Genomic DNA, 15,386 nt, shown 5'->3' with positions numbered 1-15,386 from the left:
CCTAGCGCAGCGGGCTGAGCCGGTCTCGTCCGTCCTATCAGGACTGGGCGAGAATCCCGTCGATCAGAACCCGCAGTTTCCAGGCGGCACGCGAAGTGGCGTCACCACTGGTCAGCAACGGCGCCAAGGCGCGGATCGCCGGGTAGTCCTCGACCGGCAGGGTGGTGTAGACGGCGTCGAGCCGCGCCGCGAGCGCGTCGGAGGGCTGCCCGGCCTGCCGCGCGCGGTGCGACGACTCCTCCAGCGCCGACGAGGCGATGTACTGCCCGAACAGGTCGACCGCCCAGGCGCGGGCCTCGTCCGCGACGCCGCCCGCCCGGAGCAGCCGCAGGATCTCCTCGATGATCCGCAGGGAGTTCGGGCCCGCCATGAGGTCCCTCAAGCCGACCGCGGCGATGTCCCCGTGCGCCGCCAGTGCGTCCACCACCCGCTTGACGAGCAGTTCGAGCCGGGTCCGCCAGTCCCCGTCGGCATCGGCAGGCAGGGCGACGTCGGCCACCGCCAGGTCGTGCGCGAGCGCCATCAGCTCGCGTCGGTCGGCGACGTAGACGTAGAGCGACGCGGGCGCCGTGTCCACCGCGTTGGCGACGCGGCGCATGGTCACGGCGTCCGACCCGAACTCGTCGACCAGGTCGAGAGCGGCGGCGACGATCGACTCCCGGCTCAACGCCGGCTTGGCGGGGCGGGTTCGCGGGCTTCCGGGCATCCATCAACCCTACCGTTGACGAACGCCGTTCGCCACATACGGTGTTCGTAACGTACGTTGTTCGCTACGAACACCGTTCGCCAAGCGTGAGGAGATCGACATGACCACAGCCACCACCGAGCCCACGACCCACCGACGGCGGTGGCACGTGCTGGCCGTCGTCCTGCTGGGAGGGGTCATGGATCTGTTCGACTCCACCGTCATGAACGTCGCGGCGCCCTCGGTGCGGGCCGAAGTCGGCGGGAGCGAGTCGACCCTGCAATGGCTCGCGGCCGGCTACACCCTCGCGTTCGGCGTGCTGCTGGTGGTCGGCGGGCGACTCGGCGACCGGTGGGGGCGGCGGCGGTTGTTCGTGGTCGGCGCCGCCGGGTTCACGCTCGCCTCCGCCGCCTGCGCGGTCGCCCCGAGCCCGTCCGTGCTGATCGCGGCCCGGGTCGCGCAGGGCGCTCTCGGCGCGCTGATGATCCCGCAGGGCTTCGGCGTGCTCACCACCGTGTTCGGCGAACGGGAGCGCGGTCGGGCGTTCTCGCTGTTCGGGCCGGTGATGGGGCTGGCCGGGATCGGCGGGCCGATCCTGGCGGGCGGGCTGATCGGCCTCGACCTGGGCGGGCTCGGCTGGCGGCTGATCTTCCTCGTCAACCTCCCGCTCGGGGTGCTCACCGTCCTCGGCGCGCTGCGCTGGATGCCCGCCGACCGCGGCGACCCCGCCGTCCGGATCGACCCCGTGGGCGTCGCGTTGGTGACCGCCGGTTCGGCGTGCCTGGTCTACCCGCTCATCCAGGGACGCGAGGCCGGCTGGCCGTGGTGGACCTTCGCGGTCCTCGCGGTGGGCGTCGCGGCGTTCGTCCTGCTCGGCCGGCGTCAGCGCGTCAGCCCGTCCCCGATCCTGGTCGCGAGCCTGTTGCGCAAGCGGGCGTTCGTCGGCGGGCTGGTCGTGGCGGTGGTGTTCTTCACCGGCTTGGGCGGACTGCTGCTGGTGCTCTCGCTGCACCTGCAACTGGGACTCGGCCACTCGGCTTTGGGTGCGGCGGTGGCGCTGGCCCCGGTCGCCGCGGGGATCATGCTCGGATCGCCGGCCGCGCCACGGCTGACCCGCAAACTCGGTCGGTCGGTCCTCCACCTGGGATTGGGGGTGGAAATCGTGGGCCTCCTCGGGATCACCGCCTGCGCGGTGCTCTCCGCGCCGCAGCTCTGGTCCGCCCTGCCGCTGCTGGTGGTCGGCACGGGGCTGGGGCTGCTGTTCAGCCCGCTGATCCAGGCGATCCTCGCCGCGGCCGACCCCCACGAGGTGGGCAGCGCCTCCGGCAGCCTCAACGCCGTGCAGCAGCTCGCCACCGCCCTGGGTGTGGCGGTGGCCGGGACCGTCTACTTCGGACTCGGCGGTCCCGGGCACATCGGCGGCCTCGTCGCCGGCGTCCTGGTCGCCACCGCAGCGTGCCTCATCGCCGCTGCGCTGGTGCCCCTCATGCCCCGGTCGACGGCGGTGGCCCGGTGAGCGCGCTCCTCGTGTTCGGTGCGAACGGCGCCACGGGCCAGGTCATCGTCCAGGAAGCACTGCGCGCCGGCCACACCGTCACGGCCGCCGTCCGCGACCCGGCCACCTTCCGGGCGGTCCCCGCCGAGTTCCGCGCCGCGCCGCTCGACGTCGTCCGGGCCGACGTGCGCGACCCGGACAGCGTCCGCGCCACCGTGGCCGGCCACGACGCCGTCATCTCGGCGATCGGGCCCGCGGGCCGGCGAGCCGACGGCCTCTACTCCACCGCCGCCCGCACACTGGTCGCCGCCATGGTCGCCGGTGGTGTCGACCGGCTCGTCGTGCTCTCGTCCAGCGGTGCGCGCCACGACGACCCGAACCACCCGCTCTGGTACCGCGTCATCGCCCGCACGCTGATGAAGGAGCTGTACTCCGACATGCGGCTGATGGAGGACATCATGCGGGACAGTCCGCTCGACTGGACTTCCGTCCGGCCCGGCCGCATCGCCGACGAGCCGCCGACCGGCGTCTACCGCGTCCAGGACGGCGTCAACCCGAAGGGCGGCACGAGCGTCACCCGCGTCGACCTCGCCCGGTTCGTGGTCGGGGTGGTGGACGACGAGCGCTGGTCGCGCGGCTTCCCGACGTTGGCCAGGTAATCGGATCCGCTACCGGCGAATCCGACCCGAAAACGATAACAATTGACTTTATCCGGGCTACGCCTACCGCAGTAATCATCGCTGCTCCCCCACAAATGGCGACTTCAGGCCCTTGACGGCGCTTCCGCACGTCCCCGATGATCGAGCGGCCGGCCCGGATTGCGGTCGACCCATTTTCACGACCGCGGATGGTCAATCATCACCTTCGTCGGGGAGGTTTTCGTGCGCGTTCTCGCTCTGCTCGTCGCGGCGCTCATCGGGACCTTCCTCGTCGCGACCGTCGAGCCGGCAGCTCCGGCAGGCTCCGCCGGAGCTGCCGGGCAGCACTTTCTGATTGAGGCGTCGACCACCGCGCACACCCACCCTGACCTGGTGTTCGCGGACGAAGCCACGCCCAGCGCACCCGCCGTCGCGCTCCTGCGGAGTTCCGTCCGCACGGTCGTCCGCGTCCCCGTGACGTCCACGGCCACCCGCGTCGACAACCGGGTCGCCCGCGGGCCGCCGGACGGGCGCTGATTCCTCTCGGCCGCACCGGGTCGCGCGCAGCGACCGCGGTGACCCTGTCGCGCCCACAAAAAGGACATTTCCGATGACCGGCCATTCCAATCGAATCCGGCACACCGGCGCACCACCCGACCGACCGGCCCGCCGGTTCCCGAAATCCGATCCCAAGTCCGGCTTCCTGGTCGCCCTGATCGCCCTGCCGCTGAGTTTGGGGATCGCGGTGGCCAGCGGGTTCCCGCCCATAGCGGGGGTGCTCACGGCGATTGTCGGCGGCATCCTCGGCGGTCTGCTCGGCGGCGCGCCGTTGACCGTCAAAGGCCCGGCCGCCGGATTGATCGTGATCGCAGTCGGCGCCGTGCACGACCTCGGCCAAGGCGATCTCGTGGCCGGTTACCGGCGCGCGCTGGCCGCCGGTGTGGTGGCGGCGCTGGTGCAGATCGTGCTGGGGCTGATCCGCGCGGCGGACGTCGGCGTCGCCATGTCGCCGTCGGTCGTGCACGGGATGCTGGCCGCCATCGGCGTGATCATCATCGCCAAGCAGGCGCACGTGGTGCTGGGGGTGGACCCGGCCGCGGAGACGCCGTTCGGCCTGCTCGCCGAGATCCCGCGCAGCGTGCTGCACGCCAACCCGGCCATCCTCCTGGTGGGCGCGCTCGCGCTGCTCCTGCTGTTCGGCCTGCCGCTGGTGCGCGCCCGCTGGAGCAGGTTGGTGCCCGCGCCGCTGGCGGTGCTGGCGGTGGCCATCCCGATCGGCCTGTGGCTGCACCTGGACCGGCCACACGATTACACGCTCTTCGGCGCCGGCCACCACCTGGGACCGGAGTTCCTGGTGCGGCTGCCCGGCTCGCTGCCGGACGCGGTGGTCCTCCCCGACTTCTCGCAGGTGTTCAGCGGCACGTCGATCCAGTACGTGGTGATGTTCGCGCTGATCGGGACGATCGAGTCCACCCTGACCGTGCTCGCCGTCGACTCGATGGACCCGGCGAAGCGGATCTCGAACGTCAACCGCGACCTGCTCGCGATCGGCGCGGGCAACCTGACCTCGTCGCTGATCGGCGGCCTGCCGATGATCTCCGAGATCGTGCGCAGCAAGGCCAACCTGGACGCGGGCGCGACCAGCCGCTGGTCCAACGTGTGCCACGGCGCGATCCTGCTGCTGTTCGTGGCGCTCATCCCGGGGGTCGTGCAGACCATCCCGCTCGCCGCGCTGGCCGCGATGCTGGTCTACACCGGGTTCCGGCTGGCCTCGCCGGCGGAGGTCCGGCACGTCGGCCGGATCGGCCGGGACCAGCTCGCGCTGTTCCTGACCACCCTGCTCGTCACGCTCGCGACCGACCTGCTGGTCGGCGTCGCGTCCGGGCTGGCGCTCAAGCTGGTGCTGCACCTCGCGCGCGGCGTGCCGCTGTCCGCGTTCGTGCCCCGGCCGCGGGCTTCGGTGGCCGGCTCGGTGCTGCGGATCCGGGTCCGCGACGCGGCGATCTTCCCGGCGCTGCTGCCGGTGCGGAAGCTGATCAGCCGGGCCGGGCCCGGGATCACCGAGGTCGTGGTGGACGTGCGGGGCGTGGCCCTGGTGGACCACACGTTCCTGGCGCGGCTGGACGAGCTGGCGCGGGAGCTGCCCTCGGCGAGGCTGACCGTCGAAGGGCTGGACGACCTCGTGCCCGCCTCCACCGACCCGCACGCCACGCGCCGCCGGCGGTCGCGATGACCATCACCGACCTCGTCGACCGCGCCGCGGAGCTGTTGCCGGAGCAGGGTCCGCTCCAGGCTTTCGTGCACCACAACACGTTGCACGCGTTCGAGCACCTGCCGTTCGCCGACGCCGTGACCCACGCGGCGGCCGTGTTCGGCGCCGAGCCGTACCAGAGCGAGGCCGCGTTCCACGGCTTCCTGCGCTCGGGCCGGATCACCCCGGACGACCTGGACGCGGTGGTGGCGGCCGAGGTCGCCGACGACGGCGTGCCCGTGGTGCCGGGCGGCCCGACACCGCGCCGGTTCCACGAAACCCGGCTGCGCCACCACATCGAGGTGCCGCGCGGTCCGGCGCTGCACTGGCTGCTCGCGGAGACCGACGCGGTGGACGCCGTCGACCCGCGCTGGGACCTGCTCCGGGCAGCCGCGCCGAAACCGGCCGCTCCCCCGCCGGGCTCGCACAACCGGATGGCGAACGCGGCCAACCTGATCGGAACACGCAAGCCCGGCACACAACCGGGCGACCGGATGGTCAACGCGGCCAACCTGATCGGGGTACCCAAGCCCGGCACGCGCCCGCGCGACCGGATCGTCGCCGTGACCGGTGTCGACCCGGACCACCTCGTGCACCCGTTGCTGATCCGGCTCACCGCGGCGTTCCTCGACCAGGGAGTGGCCTCCTGGGCGATGCCCGAGCGCGACCGGGGCCTGCTGGCCGCCTTCCGCGCCCTCTACCGCCGGGCGGGCGGACCGCCGGACCCGTTCCTGCGCGGCCTGTCGGCATGCCTGCGCGAGCAGGACGGCTGGGAGGCCGAACAGACGATCCGGTGGGCGCTGGCCGAACTCGGCGTGCCCGAGGACGACCGGGGCGGCGTGATCACCGCGACCCTGCTGTCGTTGCGCGGCTGGGCGGGCATGGTGCGCCAGTTCGAGCTGCGCCCCGACCGCGCGCCCGTGGAGCCGCGCCCGGCCCGGCTCGCCGACTACCTGGCCGTGCAGCTCACGCTGGACGTGTTCGCCGCCCGGCACGTGTCGGCGACCGCCGGACCGGTGCCCGACGCCGCGCCGCCGCCGGGGCTCGAACTGGTCTACGAGGCGTTCGTGCTGGCCCGGCTGATGGCCGTGCCGCTGACCGACCACGCGCAGGCGGCGGCGTGGCTCGCGGTCGTGGACGGGTGTGACGAGGTGGAGCGCCGGCGGCTGCTGCACCTCGCCTACGAGCGCCGGCACCGGATCGGCGTGCTCGACGGCCTCGCCGCGCACCAGCGGGTGGCCGCGCCCGCCGGCACGCCGTCGTTCCAGGCGGTGTTCTGCCTGGACGAACGCGAGGAGTCGGTGCGCAGGCACCTGGAGGAGTGCTGCCCGTCGGTCGAGACGTTCGGCTACGCCGGGTTCTTCGGCGTGGCCATGAACTACCGGGGCGTGGACGACGTCCGGTCGCGTCCACTGTGCCCGGTCGTCATCACGCCCCGGCACGCGGTCGTCGAGCAGCCCGTCCACGCCGCCCGGCGACCGCGCCGGCTCCGCGCCCGGTGGACGCGCGCGGTGTCGGTGGGCAGCCGCACGCTGGCGCGGGGCGGTGTGGCGAGCGTCGTGCTCGGCGTCACCGGGTTGGCGTCGCTGGTCGGGCGGTGCCTGTTCCCCCGCGCCGCGCACCGCTGGTCGCACCGGCCAGGCCCGGCCGCGCCCACCCGGCTGGTGCTGGGGTTCCCGGTGGCCGAGCGGACCGAAATCGTCGCGTCCGTGTTGCGCACCACCGGGTTGAGCCGCGGGCTCGCGCCGGTCGTGCTGGTCGTCGGGCACGGGTCGTCCAGCCTGAACAACCCGCACGAGTCCGCGCACGACTGCGGCGCCACCGGCGGCGGCCGGGGCGGGCCGAACGCGCGGGCGTTCGCCGCCATGGCCAACGACCCGGCCGTCCGGAGTGGACTCGCCGAGCGCGGGATCGCGATCCCGGACGGCACCTGGTTCGTCGGCGGCTACCACAACACGTGCGACGACTCGATGACCTACTACGACGAGGACCTGGTGCCCGCCGGGCTCGCGGAGCCGTTGCGCGCGGCCAAGGACGCGCTCGCCGAGGCGTGCGTGCTGGCCGCGCACGAGCGGTGCCGCCGGTTCGCGTCCGCGCCGGCCGACCTCGCGCACGAGGACGCGTTGGCGCACGCGGAGACCCACGCGGTGGACCTCGGCCAGCCCCGGCCCGAGTACGGGCACGCCACCAACGCGGTGTGCGTGGTCGGGCGGCGGGCCCTCACGCGTGGGCTGTTCTTGGACCGGCGGGCGTTCCTCGCCTCGTACGAGCCGGCCGCGGACACCGACGGCTCGGTGCTCGCGTCACTGTTGGCGGCCGTCGGGCCGGTGTGCGCGGGCATCAACCTGGAGTACTACTTCAGCTTCGTCGACCCGACGGGCTACGGCTGCGGCACCAAGCTGCCGCACAACATCACCGGCCTGATCGGCGTGATGGACGGGCACGCGTCCGACCTGCGCACCGGATTGCCCTGGCAGATGGTGGAGATCCACGAGCCGGTGCGGCTGCTGGTGGTGGTCGAGGCCGGGCCGGAACGGCTTTCCGCGATCGTGGCGGCCAACCCGACCCTGGAGCGGCTGGTGTCCGGCGGCTGGATCGGGCTCGTCGCGTGGGACGTGGAGCGGGACGCGATGCACGTGTTCCAGGACGGCGCGTTCCAGCCGCACGTGCCGGAGCGGACCGCGTTCCCGGTGGTGACGCGGTCGGTCGAGGTGTACGCGGGCTTCCGCGACCACCTCGGGTGCGCGCACGTGCTGGCCGGGGCCGACGTGCCGGCGCCGGTCCGGTGAACGGGGCCCTGAGTCCGGTGCAGGGGGCTTTGACCGGGGCGGCCGGTGTGCCGTTCGGCGCTTTCCTGGCGCTCGCGGCGGCCTCGTGGCTGGGGCTGCCGCTGGGCGAGCGGACCGTGTCGGCGGTGGTCGTGCTGTCCGCCGCCGGGTCCGCCGGGCTGCTCGCCGCCGTGGCGTGCGCCGGGCCCGCGGAGGTGGTGCTCGGCACGTGGTTCGACGGGTTCCCGCTGGTGCTGGCGGCTGACGGGCGATCGGCCTCGGTGGGCGTGCTGGCGGCCCTGCTGGGCGCGCTGATCGGCGCGTTCTCCCGGCGCTACCTGCACCGCGACCCCGGCTACCGGCGGTTCCACCTGCTGCTGGCGCTGTTCGTCGCGGGCGTTCAGCTCGTGGTGCTCGCGGGCACGCTGGACCTGGTGGTCGTCGGCTGGGAACTCACCGGGCTGGCGTCCGCGCTGCTCATCGCGTTCTTCCACCGGAGACGCGGACCGGTCGCGCACGGTCTGCGGGCGTTCGTCACCTACCGGGTGTGCGATGTCGGCCTGGTCGGCGCGGCGGTGGTCGCGCACCACGACGGCCCGCCGCTCGCGGTCGGGTTGCTGCTGCTGTGGGGTTCGATGGGCAAGGCCGCGCAGTTCCCGGTCGGTGGCTGGCTGCCGCGCGCGATGGAGGGACCTACGCCGTCCAGCGCGATCTGCTACGGCGCGATCTCCGTCAGCCTCGGCCCGTATCTGTTGCTGCGCACCGAATCCCTGTGGTCGCAGGCGCCCGCGATGCCCGTCCTGATCGCGGTCGTCGGCGGGCTCACCGCGCTGCACGCCACGCTCGCGGGCCGGGCGCAGACCGACATCAAGACGTCCCTGGCGTTCGCGTCGATCACGCAGATCGGGTTGGTGCTGGTGGAGATCGGGCTCGGCTGGCACGTGCTCGCGCTGGTGCACCTGCTCGGGCACGCGGCGCTGCGCAGCGCCCAGATCCTGCGCTCGCCGAGCCTGCTGCACGACCACCACCACCTGGAACAGGCACTGGGCACCGCCGCGCCACGCACCGGAACGCTGCGGGAACGCCTCGTGCCCAGACCGGTCCGACTGTGGCTGTACCGGTTCGCGCTCGAACGCGGGTACCTCGACGCGCTGGTGGTCGACCGAGTGGCCGGCGGCTTCGTACGGCTGGTCCGCCGGCTTTCGACGGCCGACGAGCACTGGGTTCGACGACTGGCGGCAGCGCGGTGATCGGGCCGGTGGGGATCGGGCCGGTGGCGGTCGTCCTGGTGTGGCTGGTCACGGCGGCCGTGGTGGGCGCGCAGGTCGACGCCCGGACCGCGCGGCGCAAGGCGGTGGTCGGGGCGTCGGCGGCGTTCCTCGTGTCCGTCCCCGGCGGGCTGGTGTGCACGGCGTTCTGCCTGGCCGGGGTGCTCATCGCGGCGTTGAGCCCGGTCGCGACGCACCCGCCGCGGGTCCTGGCCCGTGCGCTGGTGCTGGTCGGTCTGGCGTGCGCGTTCACCGTGGTGCGCGTCGACGCCGTGCTGTGGGCGGTGACGGCGGCCGTGGCGTGGTCGACCGTCCGGGACGGCAGGCTGTTCGCGGTGTACCACGTGCCGAGCGTGCTGCTGGTGGTCGCGGGGTCGGCGTTCCCGGTGCCCGCGGCGGACGTGCTCGTGCTGCTCGGTGTCGCGATCCGGGCGGCGGCCGTGCCCGTGCAGAGCTGGTTCCCCCGGTTCGTGGAGCGCACGCCGATGGGCGTGGTGGCGGCGTTCCTGCTGCCCGTGGGCCTGGTCGTGCCGGACACGCCGCTCGCCGCCGTGGTGGGCGCGGCGGCGGCCGTGCTCGGCGCGGTGTTCGCGGTGGTGCAGGTGGACGGGACGCGTGCCTTGGCGTTCCTGTTGGTCAGCGCGAACGGCGTGGTGCTGGTCGACGGCGCGCGGCCGGCCGCGGTGGTCGCGGCCACCGGGCTGGCGATGACCGTGGCCGCCCTGACCGCGCGCCGGGGTGCGCTGTCCCTGACCGTCCCGGCGGGCGACCTCGCCCGGACACCCCGGCTGGCCGTCGCCTACCTGGGTTTCGGGCTCGCGCTGGCGGGTTTCCCCCTGCTGCCGGGCTTCGCGGACGTGCACCGGCTGCTCGACCACCCCGTGCCGTTCGTGGTGGCGGCTCTCGTGGTGGCCGTGGCGGTCAACGGGATGACGGCGCTCCGGGGCTTCCTGGGGCTGTTCGCCGGGCAGGCGGCGGAAACCGGCGAACGCGACCTGACGTCGTTGGAGCACTGCGCGGTGGCCGTGACCTTGTCGCTGCTCGCCGTCGGCGGCCTCGTGCCCGGTGTGACCCAGTGGTGAGTGGCGCCGGAATTCACACCGCCGCGGGGTCCGCCGGTTCGAGTCGGACGCAGCACTGGTCGGGGGCCGGGGCGAGCCGGGCGGTCAGGCCGGTTGCCGCGAGGCCTTCGAGGAGTCCGTCCAGCAGGCACAGGTTCATGCCGCACACGAGTTCGGTGTGCTGCCGCGCCAGGCTGTGGAAGGGGCAGTTGCCGAGCACGATCGCGGTGTCCGCCGCGCGGGGCTCGAACCCGAAGGTCTCCAGCGCGCTCAGCACGGCCGGGCGACCGCCGTCGTCCTGGGCGGCGCGCACCGTCTCGCCCGCGTCCTGGGCGGCGCGGGCTGTCTCGCCGGTGCCCTGGGCGGCGCGGACCGTCTCACCGAGGTCCTGCGCGGCGCGCACCGTCTCGCCGAGGTCCTTGCCCAGTTCGCGGGCACGGCGGTGGAGCACGGCGCGGGGCGGCTCGCCGGTGCCCTCCGCCTCGCTCAGGGCGTCGGCCAGCAGGTGCCCGGCCAGTTCGTAGCGCCGGTCGGGCAGCGAGACCGCGATCTGCTCCGCGGAACGCCGGTACAGCTTCGACGGCCGTCCCGCGCCGGGACCGGTGCGGCCGGTGCGACGCTCGTGGACGACTTCCAGCAGCCCTTCGGCGACCAGCCGGTCGAGGTGGAACGCGACCGTGGTGCGCGGGATACCCACCGCCTCGGCGGCCTCCTCCCGGCTCACCGGCGCCGGGTGGCGCACCACGAAGTCGTACAGCCGACGCCGGGTCGGCTCGTCGAGCGCCGCGACGGCGGAGACGTGCGACGTCCGGGGCTGGTCAGCCTCGCCCATTCTAAAACCCACTTCTGTTGACGAAATCTCTCGACGCCTTCTAAGGTTAGCCGAAGTTGTCGATAGAAGGAGGACGACATGACTGCCGAAGTGTCCGACGCCCGGCCGGCGCGCCGAGTGCTCCGCTCCGACCCGGCTCACCAGGCGTTTTTGCTCCTGCGCACGGTGTTCACCGTCGCGCCCGTGCTGTTCGGGCTGGACAAGTTCGCCAACCTGCTCGTGGACTGGCCGCGGTACCTCGCGCCGTGGCTCGACGGGATCGTGCCGGGCACCGCGCAGCAGGCGATGTACGCCGTGGGCGTGGTGGAGATCGTCGCGGGCGTCGTGGTGGCCCTGGCCCCGCGCTTCGGCGGTCCGCTGGTCGCGGCCTGGTTGGCCGGGATCATCGTCAACCTGCTGACCGTCCCCGGTTTCCACGACATCGCGCTGCGCGACTTCGGCCTGCTCGTCGCGGCCGTGGCGCTGAGCCGACTGGCGGTGCGGCACGCGCCGGCCCGTGCTGGGCGGAAGGCATGAGCGGACCCGTGCGGCAGGTGGCCACCGACTTCCCGGCCGCCCCCTCGACCGGCTCCTTGACCGACTCCCCGCCGCCCGCCGGCCAACACCGGCGACTCCAGGTGGTCCACGGGCGCGCCGGAGTGGACCTGGAGGCCGCACAGCGCGCCGTGGCCGACCTGCTGACCGCGCTGGGCCGGGATCCGGGGTCCGAGCACCTGGCCGACACCCCGAAGCGGGTCGCGCACGCCTACGCCGAGTTGCTCACGCCGCGCGAGTTCGACCTGACGACGTTCCCCAACGAGGAGGGCTACGACGAACTCGTGCTCGCCCGCGGCATCCCGGTGCAGTCGCTGTGCGAACACCACCTGCTGCCGTTCCACGGTGTCGCCCACGTCGGCTACCTGCCCGGAGATCGCGTCCTGGGACTGTCCAAACTGGCCCGCGTGGTCGAACTGTTCGCCAGGGACCTGCAAGTGCAGGAGCGACTGACCAAACAGGTCGCCGACTGGCTGCAACACCACCTGGCGCCCCGCGGTGTCGGCGTCGTGATCGAAGCCGAGCACCTGTGCATGTCGCTGCGCGGTGTGCGGGCGGGCGGATCGCGCACGGTGACCTCCGCCCTCCAGGGCGCGCTGCGCGAGGACGGGCGGTCGCGGCAGGAGTTCTTCGCCCTGTCGGGAATCCACGGGTAGACCCGCGTCCGGGTCGGCCACCCGCGTGGCGCGCCGCCGCCGACGGTTACGGTGGGTCGTCGGCTTCGGACAGGGGTTTGCTCATGGTCAGGTTGGACCGCCTGGTGAACGTGCTGGGTGGCTACGGGGTGCGGTTGGCGTGCTGCCCGGTGTCGCGGTCGGCCGAGTTGCGCAGCGTGGTGATGCGCGAGGCCACCGACGCCCGGGCGGTGGGCGGCGACGTGTTCCTGGCCGTCGGCGCCGAGTCCGTGGTCCAGGCCGTGGAGTGGGCGGCGGCGGCACGGGCCGCCGTGGTGTTGGTGCACGGCGATGCCGGCGTGGAGCGGGAGGCCGCCGCGGTCGGGGAGGCCGCGGGGGTCGCCGTGATGGTGGTCGACCCCGCGGTGTCGTGGAGCCAGCTCGCCGGGGTCGTCTACGGGTTGGTGCTGGAAGGTCGGGAGACCGAGTCGGGCCGGGGTCCGACGGACCTGTTCGCGCTGGCCGACAGCCTGGCCGGCGCGGTCGGCGGCGCGGTGACCATCGAGGACCGGCTGTCGAGGGTGCTGGCGTACTCCAGTTCGCAGCAGGGCGCGGACCCGGCCCGGCTGGCGACGATCCTCGGCAGGCAGGCGCCGGACCGGCTGCGGGAGCTGTTCGAGGAACGCGGGGTGTTCGCGTACCTGGCGGCGCACGACGAGCCGCTATTCGTCGAGGAGGACCGGGAGCACGGCCTCACCGGGCGGATGGTGGTCGCGGTGCGCGCGGGCCGGGAGCTGCTGGGTTCGGTGTGGGTGACCTGCGGCGGCCCGTTGACCGGAGTGCGGTGCGCCGCACTGGCCGACGGCGCTCGCACGGTCGCGTTGCACATGCTGCGCTCGCGCGCGAGCGCCGACCTGGAGCGCCAGGTCGAGTCGGACCTGGTGATCCGGTTGCTGGAGGGCACGGCGGACGCGGCGACGGTGGTCAGCCGGCTCGGGCTGCCGCAGGGCCCGCTGCGGGTCGTCGCCGTCCACGCGCACATCGCCGCCGAGCGGCACGCCGCGCTGCTGCTGGCCTTCGACCGGGCCACCACCGGTTTCGGCTGGTCACGCCCCGGGCGCAGCACCCTGTCGGGCAACACGCTCTACACGGTCCTGCCCGGTGACCGGGTGAGCGCGGCGCGGGAGCAGGTGGCCCTGCTGAAGGCCGCGCTGCCCGCCCAGGTGGCGGTGAGCGCCGGTATCGGCGGCACGGCCTCCGCCGCGGAGCTGCCCGCGAGCAGGCAGGAGGCCGACGAGTGCCTGGCGCTGCACGAGGCGCGCGCGCCGGACACCGCGCCACCCGCCTACGACGAGTCCTGGGACGACATCCTGCTGCAACGGCTGCGCGCCGCCGCACGGGCGGGCCGCACCCCGGCGCGGGGGCCGGTGGCCGAGCTGCGCCGCCACGACAGCGACCACGCCACCCACTACGTGACCACCCTGCGCGCCTGGCTGGAGGCCCAGGGAGACCTCGCCGAGGCCGGCGACCGGCTCGGCGTGCACCCGAACACCATCCGCTACCGGCTGCGCAAGATGGCCGAGGTGACCGCGCTCGACCTGGACGACGCCCGCAAGCGCCTCGCGATGATCATCGACCTGGCCGCGGCCGAGGACGACTGACCACCGCCCGCTGTCCGGTTCCGACAAGACTGCACCCCGAGATTGTCGGCAACGGACAACGGTCCGGTGTGGCGGTCGGGCGATGCTGGCCTTGTCAGCAGTTCGGCTCGGCGTGGAGGTAATCATGGGCGACGTCGGTCGCATCGACGGCGGGCCCCGGTCGGCGGTCGTGGTCGGGGCGGGCATCGTGGGCCTGTCGACCGCGTGGTTCCTCCAGGAGCGCGGGGTCGAGGTGACGGTGGTGGACCGCACGGGGGTGGCGGCCGGGGCGTCGTGGGGCAACGCCGGGTGGATCGCGCCCGGCCTGGCCATCCCGCTCAACGAGCCGACGGTGCTGCGCTACGGCCTGCGGTCGCTGCTGACCCCGACCGCGCCGCTGCACATCCCCCTGTCGGCGGACCCCGGGCTGTGGGCGTTCCTCGCGCGGTTCGCGGCGAACTGCCGCTGGTCGTCCTGGACGCGGGCGGTGCGGGCCAACCTGCCGCTCAACGACGAGTGCGTCGAGGCGTTCGACGTGCTCACCGCCAACGGCGTGGACGCGCCCACGGTCGACGCGCCGATCACCGCCGCCTTCGAGACGCCGCACCAGGCGCGGGGGCTGCTGCGGGAACTGCGCAGGATGGCCGACGCCGGGCAGCCGGTCGACCACACCGCGCTCGACGGGGACCGGCTGCGCGAGCACATCCCGCTGGCGTCGCCCGCGCTCACCGCGGGTGTGCGCATCGACGGGCAGCGGCACATCGACCCCGGCGGCTTCGTCCAGGCACTGGCCCGGTCGGTCGTCGCCCGAGGCGCCACGATCCGCCTGTTCGAGACCGTCGACGTCCGCACCCACGGCAACGGGGTCGCGGTGCACCCCCGCACCGGCGAGGCCGTGTCGGCCGACGTCGCGGTCGTGGCCACCGGGGCGTGGCTGTCCCGGCTCGCGTCCCGCTGGGGCGTGCGCGTCCCGGTCCGGGCCGGTCGCGGCTATTCGTTCACCGTGCCGGTGGACCGCCCGGTCCCCGGCCCGGTCTACCTGCCCGACGTGCGGGTGGCGTGCACCCCGTACCAGGGTGCGCTGCGGGTCGCGGGCACGATGGAGTTCCGCGACCCGGACGCGCCCGGCGTCCCGGCACGGCTGGCGGCGATCATCGCGTCCGCCCGGCCGCTGCTCGACGGGGTGCGCTGGGACGAGCGCCGCGACGTGTGGGTCGGCCCGCGCCCGGTCACGCCCGACGGGCGTCCGCTGATCGGCGCGGTGCGCGTGCCGGGGGTGTACGTCGCGGGCGGGCACGGCATGTGGGGACTGGCGCACGGCCCGGTCACCGGGAGGTTGCTGGCCGAGCAGATCACCACCGGCAAGCAACCCGCGGCGTTGCGCGAGTTCGACCCGCTGCGCTGAGCGACCGCATGGACGACGGCCACCCGCTCACCGGTGCGGAACGCGCCGAACTGGCCTGGCTGCGCGCCGAGAACACGCTGCTGCGGGTCCAACGCGACATCCTGACGCGCATCGCCGCCGACTACGCCCGCGACGTCGACGCCATCCTCCGGTCACGCGCCACCGGCGCCTCGCACCACTGATCCACCACCCAAG

The 15,386-nt window shown here is 73.9% G+C and carries 14 protein-coding genes; 12 read left to right on the top strand and 2 right to left on the bottom strand.

The window, feature by feature from the left end; all coding sequences use genetic code 11:
• Window positions 1-37: 37 nt before the first annotated feature.
• Entirely contained in the window at window positions 38-706 is a 669-nt protein-coding gene (locus ACQPZF_RS15820) for a TetR/AcrR family transcriptional regulator (RefSeq protein WP_433272227.1), read from the bottom strand.
• Between the two features lie 100 nt (window positions 707-806).
• Here ACQPZF_RS15820 and ACQPZF_RS15815 point away from each other — a divergent pair, with 100 nt between their 5' ends.
• The 7 genes from ACQPZF_RS15815 (at window position 807) to ACQPZF_RS15785 (ending at window position 10,187) form a co-directional block, all read left to right on the top strand.
• Window positions 807-2,201, top strand: coding sequence for an MFS transporter (locus ACQPZF_RS15815; RefSeq protein ID WP_433272225.1), 1,395 nt, complete (start codon window positions 807-809; stop codon window positions 2,199-2,201).
• Window positions 2,198-2,839, top strand: a complete 642-nt coding sequence (locus tag ACQPZF_RS15810) for an NAD(P)-dependent oxidoreductase (protein WP_433272223.1) — start codon at window positions 2,198-2,200, stop codon at window positions 2,837-2,839. Before ACQPZF_RS15815 ends, ACQPZF_RS15810 begins: the two co-directional genes overlap by 4 nt.
• Window positions 2,840-3,061: 222 nt before the next feature.
• Complete coding sequence (locus ACQPZF_RS15805; RefSeq protein ID WP_433272220.1) at window positions 3,062-3,355, top strand: hypothetical protein; 294 nt, start codon at window positions 3,062-3,064, stop codon at window positions 3,353-3,355.
• Between the two features lie 73 nt (window positions 3,356-3,428).
• Window positions 3,429-5,051: a SulP family inorganic anion transporter gene (locus ACQPZF_RS15800; RefSeq protein ID WP_433272218.1), complete on the top strand. Its 1,623-nt coding sequence runs from the start codon at window positions 3,429-3,431 to the stop codon at window positions 5,049-5,051.
• Window positions 5,048-7,858 (top strand): YbcC family protein, encoded by a 2,811-nt coding sequence (locus ACQPZF_RS15795; protein WP_433272216.1) that lies wholly within the window; start codon window positions 5,048-5,050, stop codon window positions 7,856-7,858. Before ACQPZF_RS15800 ends, ACQPZF_RS15795 begins: the two co-directional genes overlap by 4 nt.
• A 17-nt stretch (window positions 7,859-7,875) precedes the next feature.
• A complete protein-coding gene (locus tag ACQPZF_RS15790) occupies window positions 7,876-9,087 on the top strand; it encodes a proton-conducting transporter transmembrane domain-containing protein (RefSeq protein WP_433272214.1) in 1,212 nt (403 codons plus the stop codon).
• A 23-nt stretch (window positions 9,088-9,110) separates the two neighbouring features.
• Window positions 9,111-10,187 carry a hypothetical protein gene (locus ACQPZF_RS15785; protein WP_433272213.1) on the top strand — a complete coding sequence of 359 codons (1,077 nt, stop codon included), beginning with the start codon at window positions 9,111-9,113 and terminating at the stop codon, window positions 10,185-10,187.
• Between the two features lie 13 nt (window positions 10,188-10,200).
• On the opposite strand, the gene ACQPZF_RS15780 is transcribed toward ACQPZF_RS15785, so the two are convergent.
• On the bottom strand, window positions 10,201-10,998 hold the full coding sequence (locus ACQPZF_RS15780; protein WP_433272211.1) for a helix-turn-helix transcriptional regulator: 798 nt from the start codon (window positions 10,996-10,998) through the stop codon (window positions 10,201-10,203).
• Window positions 10,999-11,076: 78 nt separating this feature from the next.
• Between ACQPZF_RS15780 and ACQPZF_RS15775 the strand changes: the two genes are divergently transcribed.
• The 5 genes from ACQPZF_RS15775 (at window position 11,077) to ACQPZF_RS15755 (ending at window position 15,373) form a co-directional block, all read left to right on the top strand.
• Complete coding sequence (locus tag ACQPZF_RS15775; RefSeq protein ID WP_433272209.1) at window positions 11,077-11,514, top strand: hypothetical protein; 438 nt, start codon at window positions 11,077-11,079, stop codon at window positions 11,512-11,514.
• Window positions 11,511-12,188, top strand: coding sequence for a GTP cyclohydrolase I FolE (gene folE / locus ACQPZF_RS15770; protein ID WP_433272207.1), 678 nt, complete (start codon window positions 11,511-11,513; stop codon window positions 12,186-12,188). Before ACQPZF_RS15775 ends, folE begins: the two co-directional genes overlap by 4 nt.
• An 83-nt stretch (window positions 12,189-12,271) precedes the next feature.
• Window positions 12,272-13,807 (top strand): PucR family transcriptional regulator, encoded by a 1,536-nt coding sequence (locus tag ACQPZF_RS15765; RefSeq protein WP_433272205.1) that lies wholly within the window; start codon window positions 12,272-12,274, stop codon window positions 13,805-13,807.
• A gap of 124 nt (window positions 13,808-13,931) precedes the next feature.
• A complete protein-coding gene (locus ACQPZF_RS15760) occupies window positions 13,932-15,191 on the top strand; it encodes an NAD(P)/FAD-dependent oxidoreductase (protein WP_433272202.1) in 1,260 nt (419 codons plus the stop codon).
• An 8-nt stretch (window positions 15,192-15,199) separates the two neighbouring features.
• Window positions 15,200-15,373, top strand: coding sequence for a hypothetical protein (locus ACQPZF_RS15755; protein ID WP_433272200.1), 174 nt, complete (start codon window positions 15,200-15,202; stop codon window positions 15,371-15,373).
• Window positions 15,374-15,386: the final 13 nt, after the last annotated feature.

Origin of the sequence: Actinosynnema sp. CS-041913, assembly GCF_050942485.1 — a bacterium.
In the GTDB taxonomy this organism is placed as follows: Bacteria; Actinomycetota; Actinomycetes; order Mycobacteriales; family Pseudonocardiaceae; genus Actinosynnema.
The sequence above is the reverse complement of the archived record's forward strand: the minus strand, read 5'-3'. Positions and strand labels throughout refer to the sequence as shown.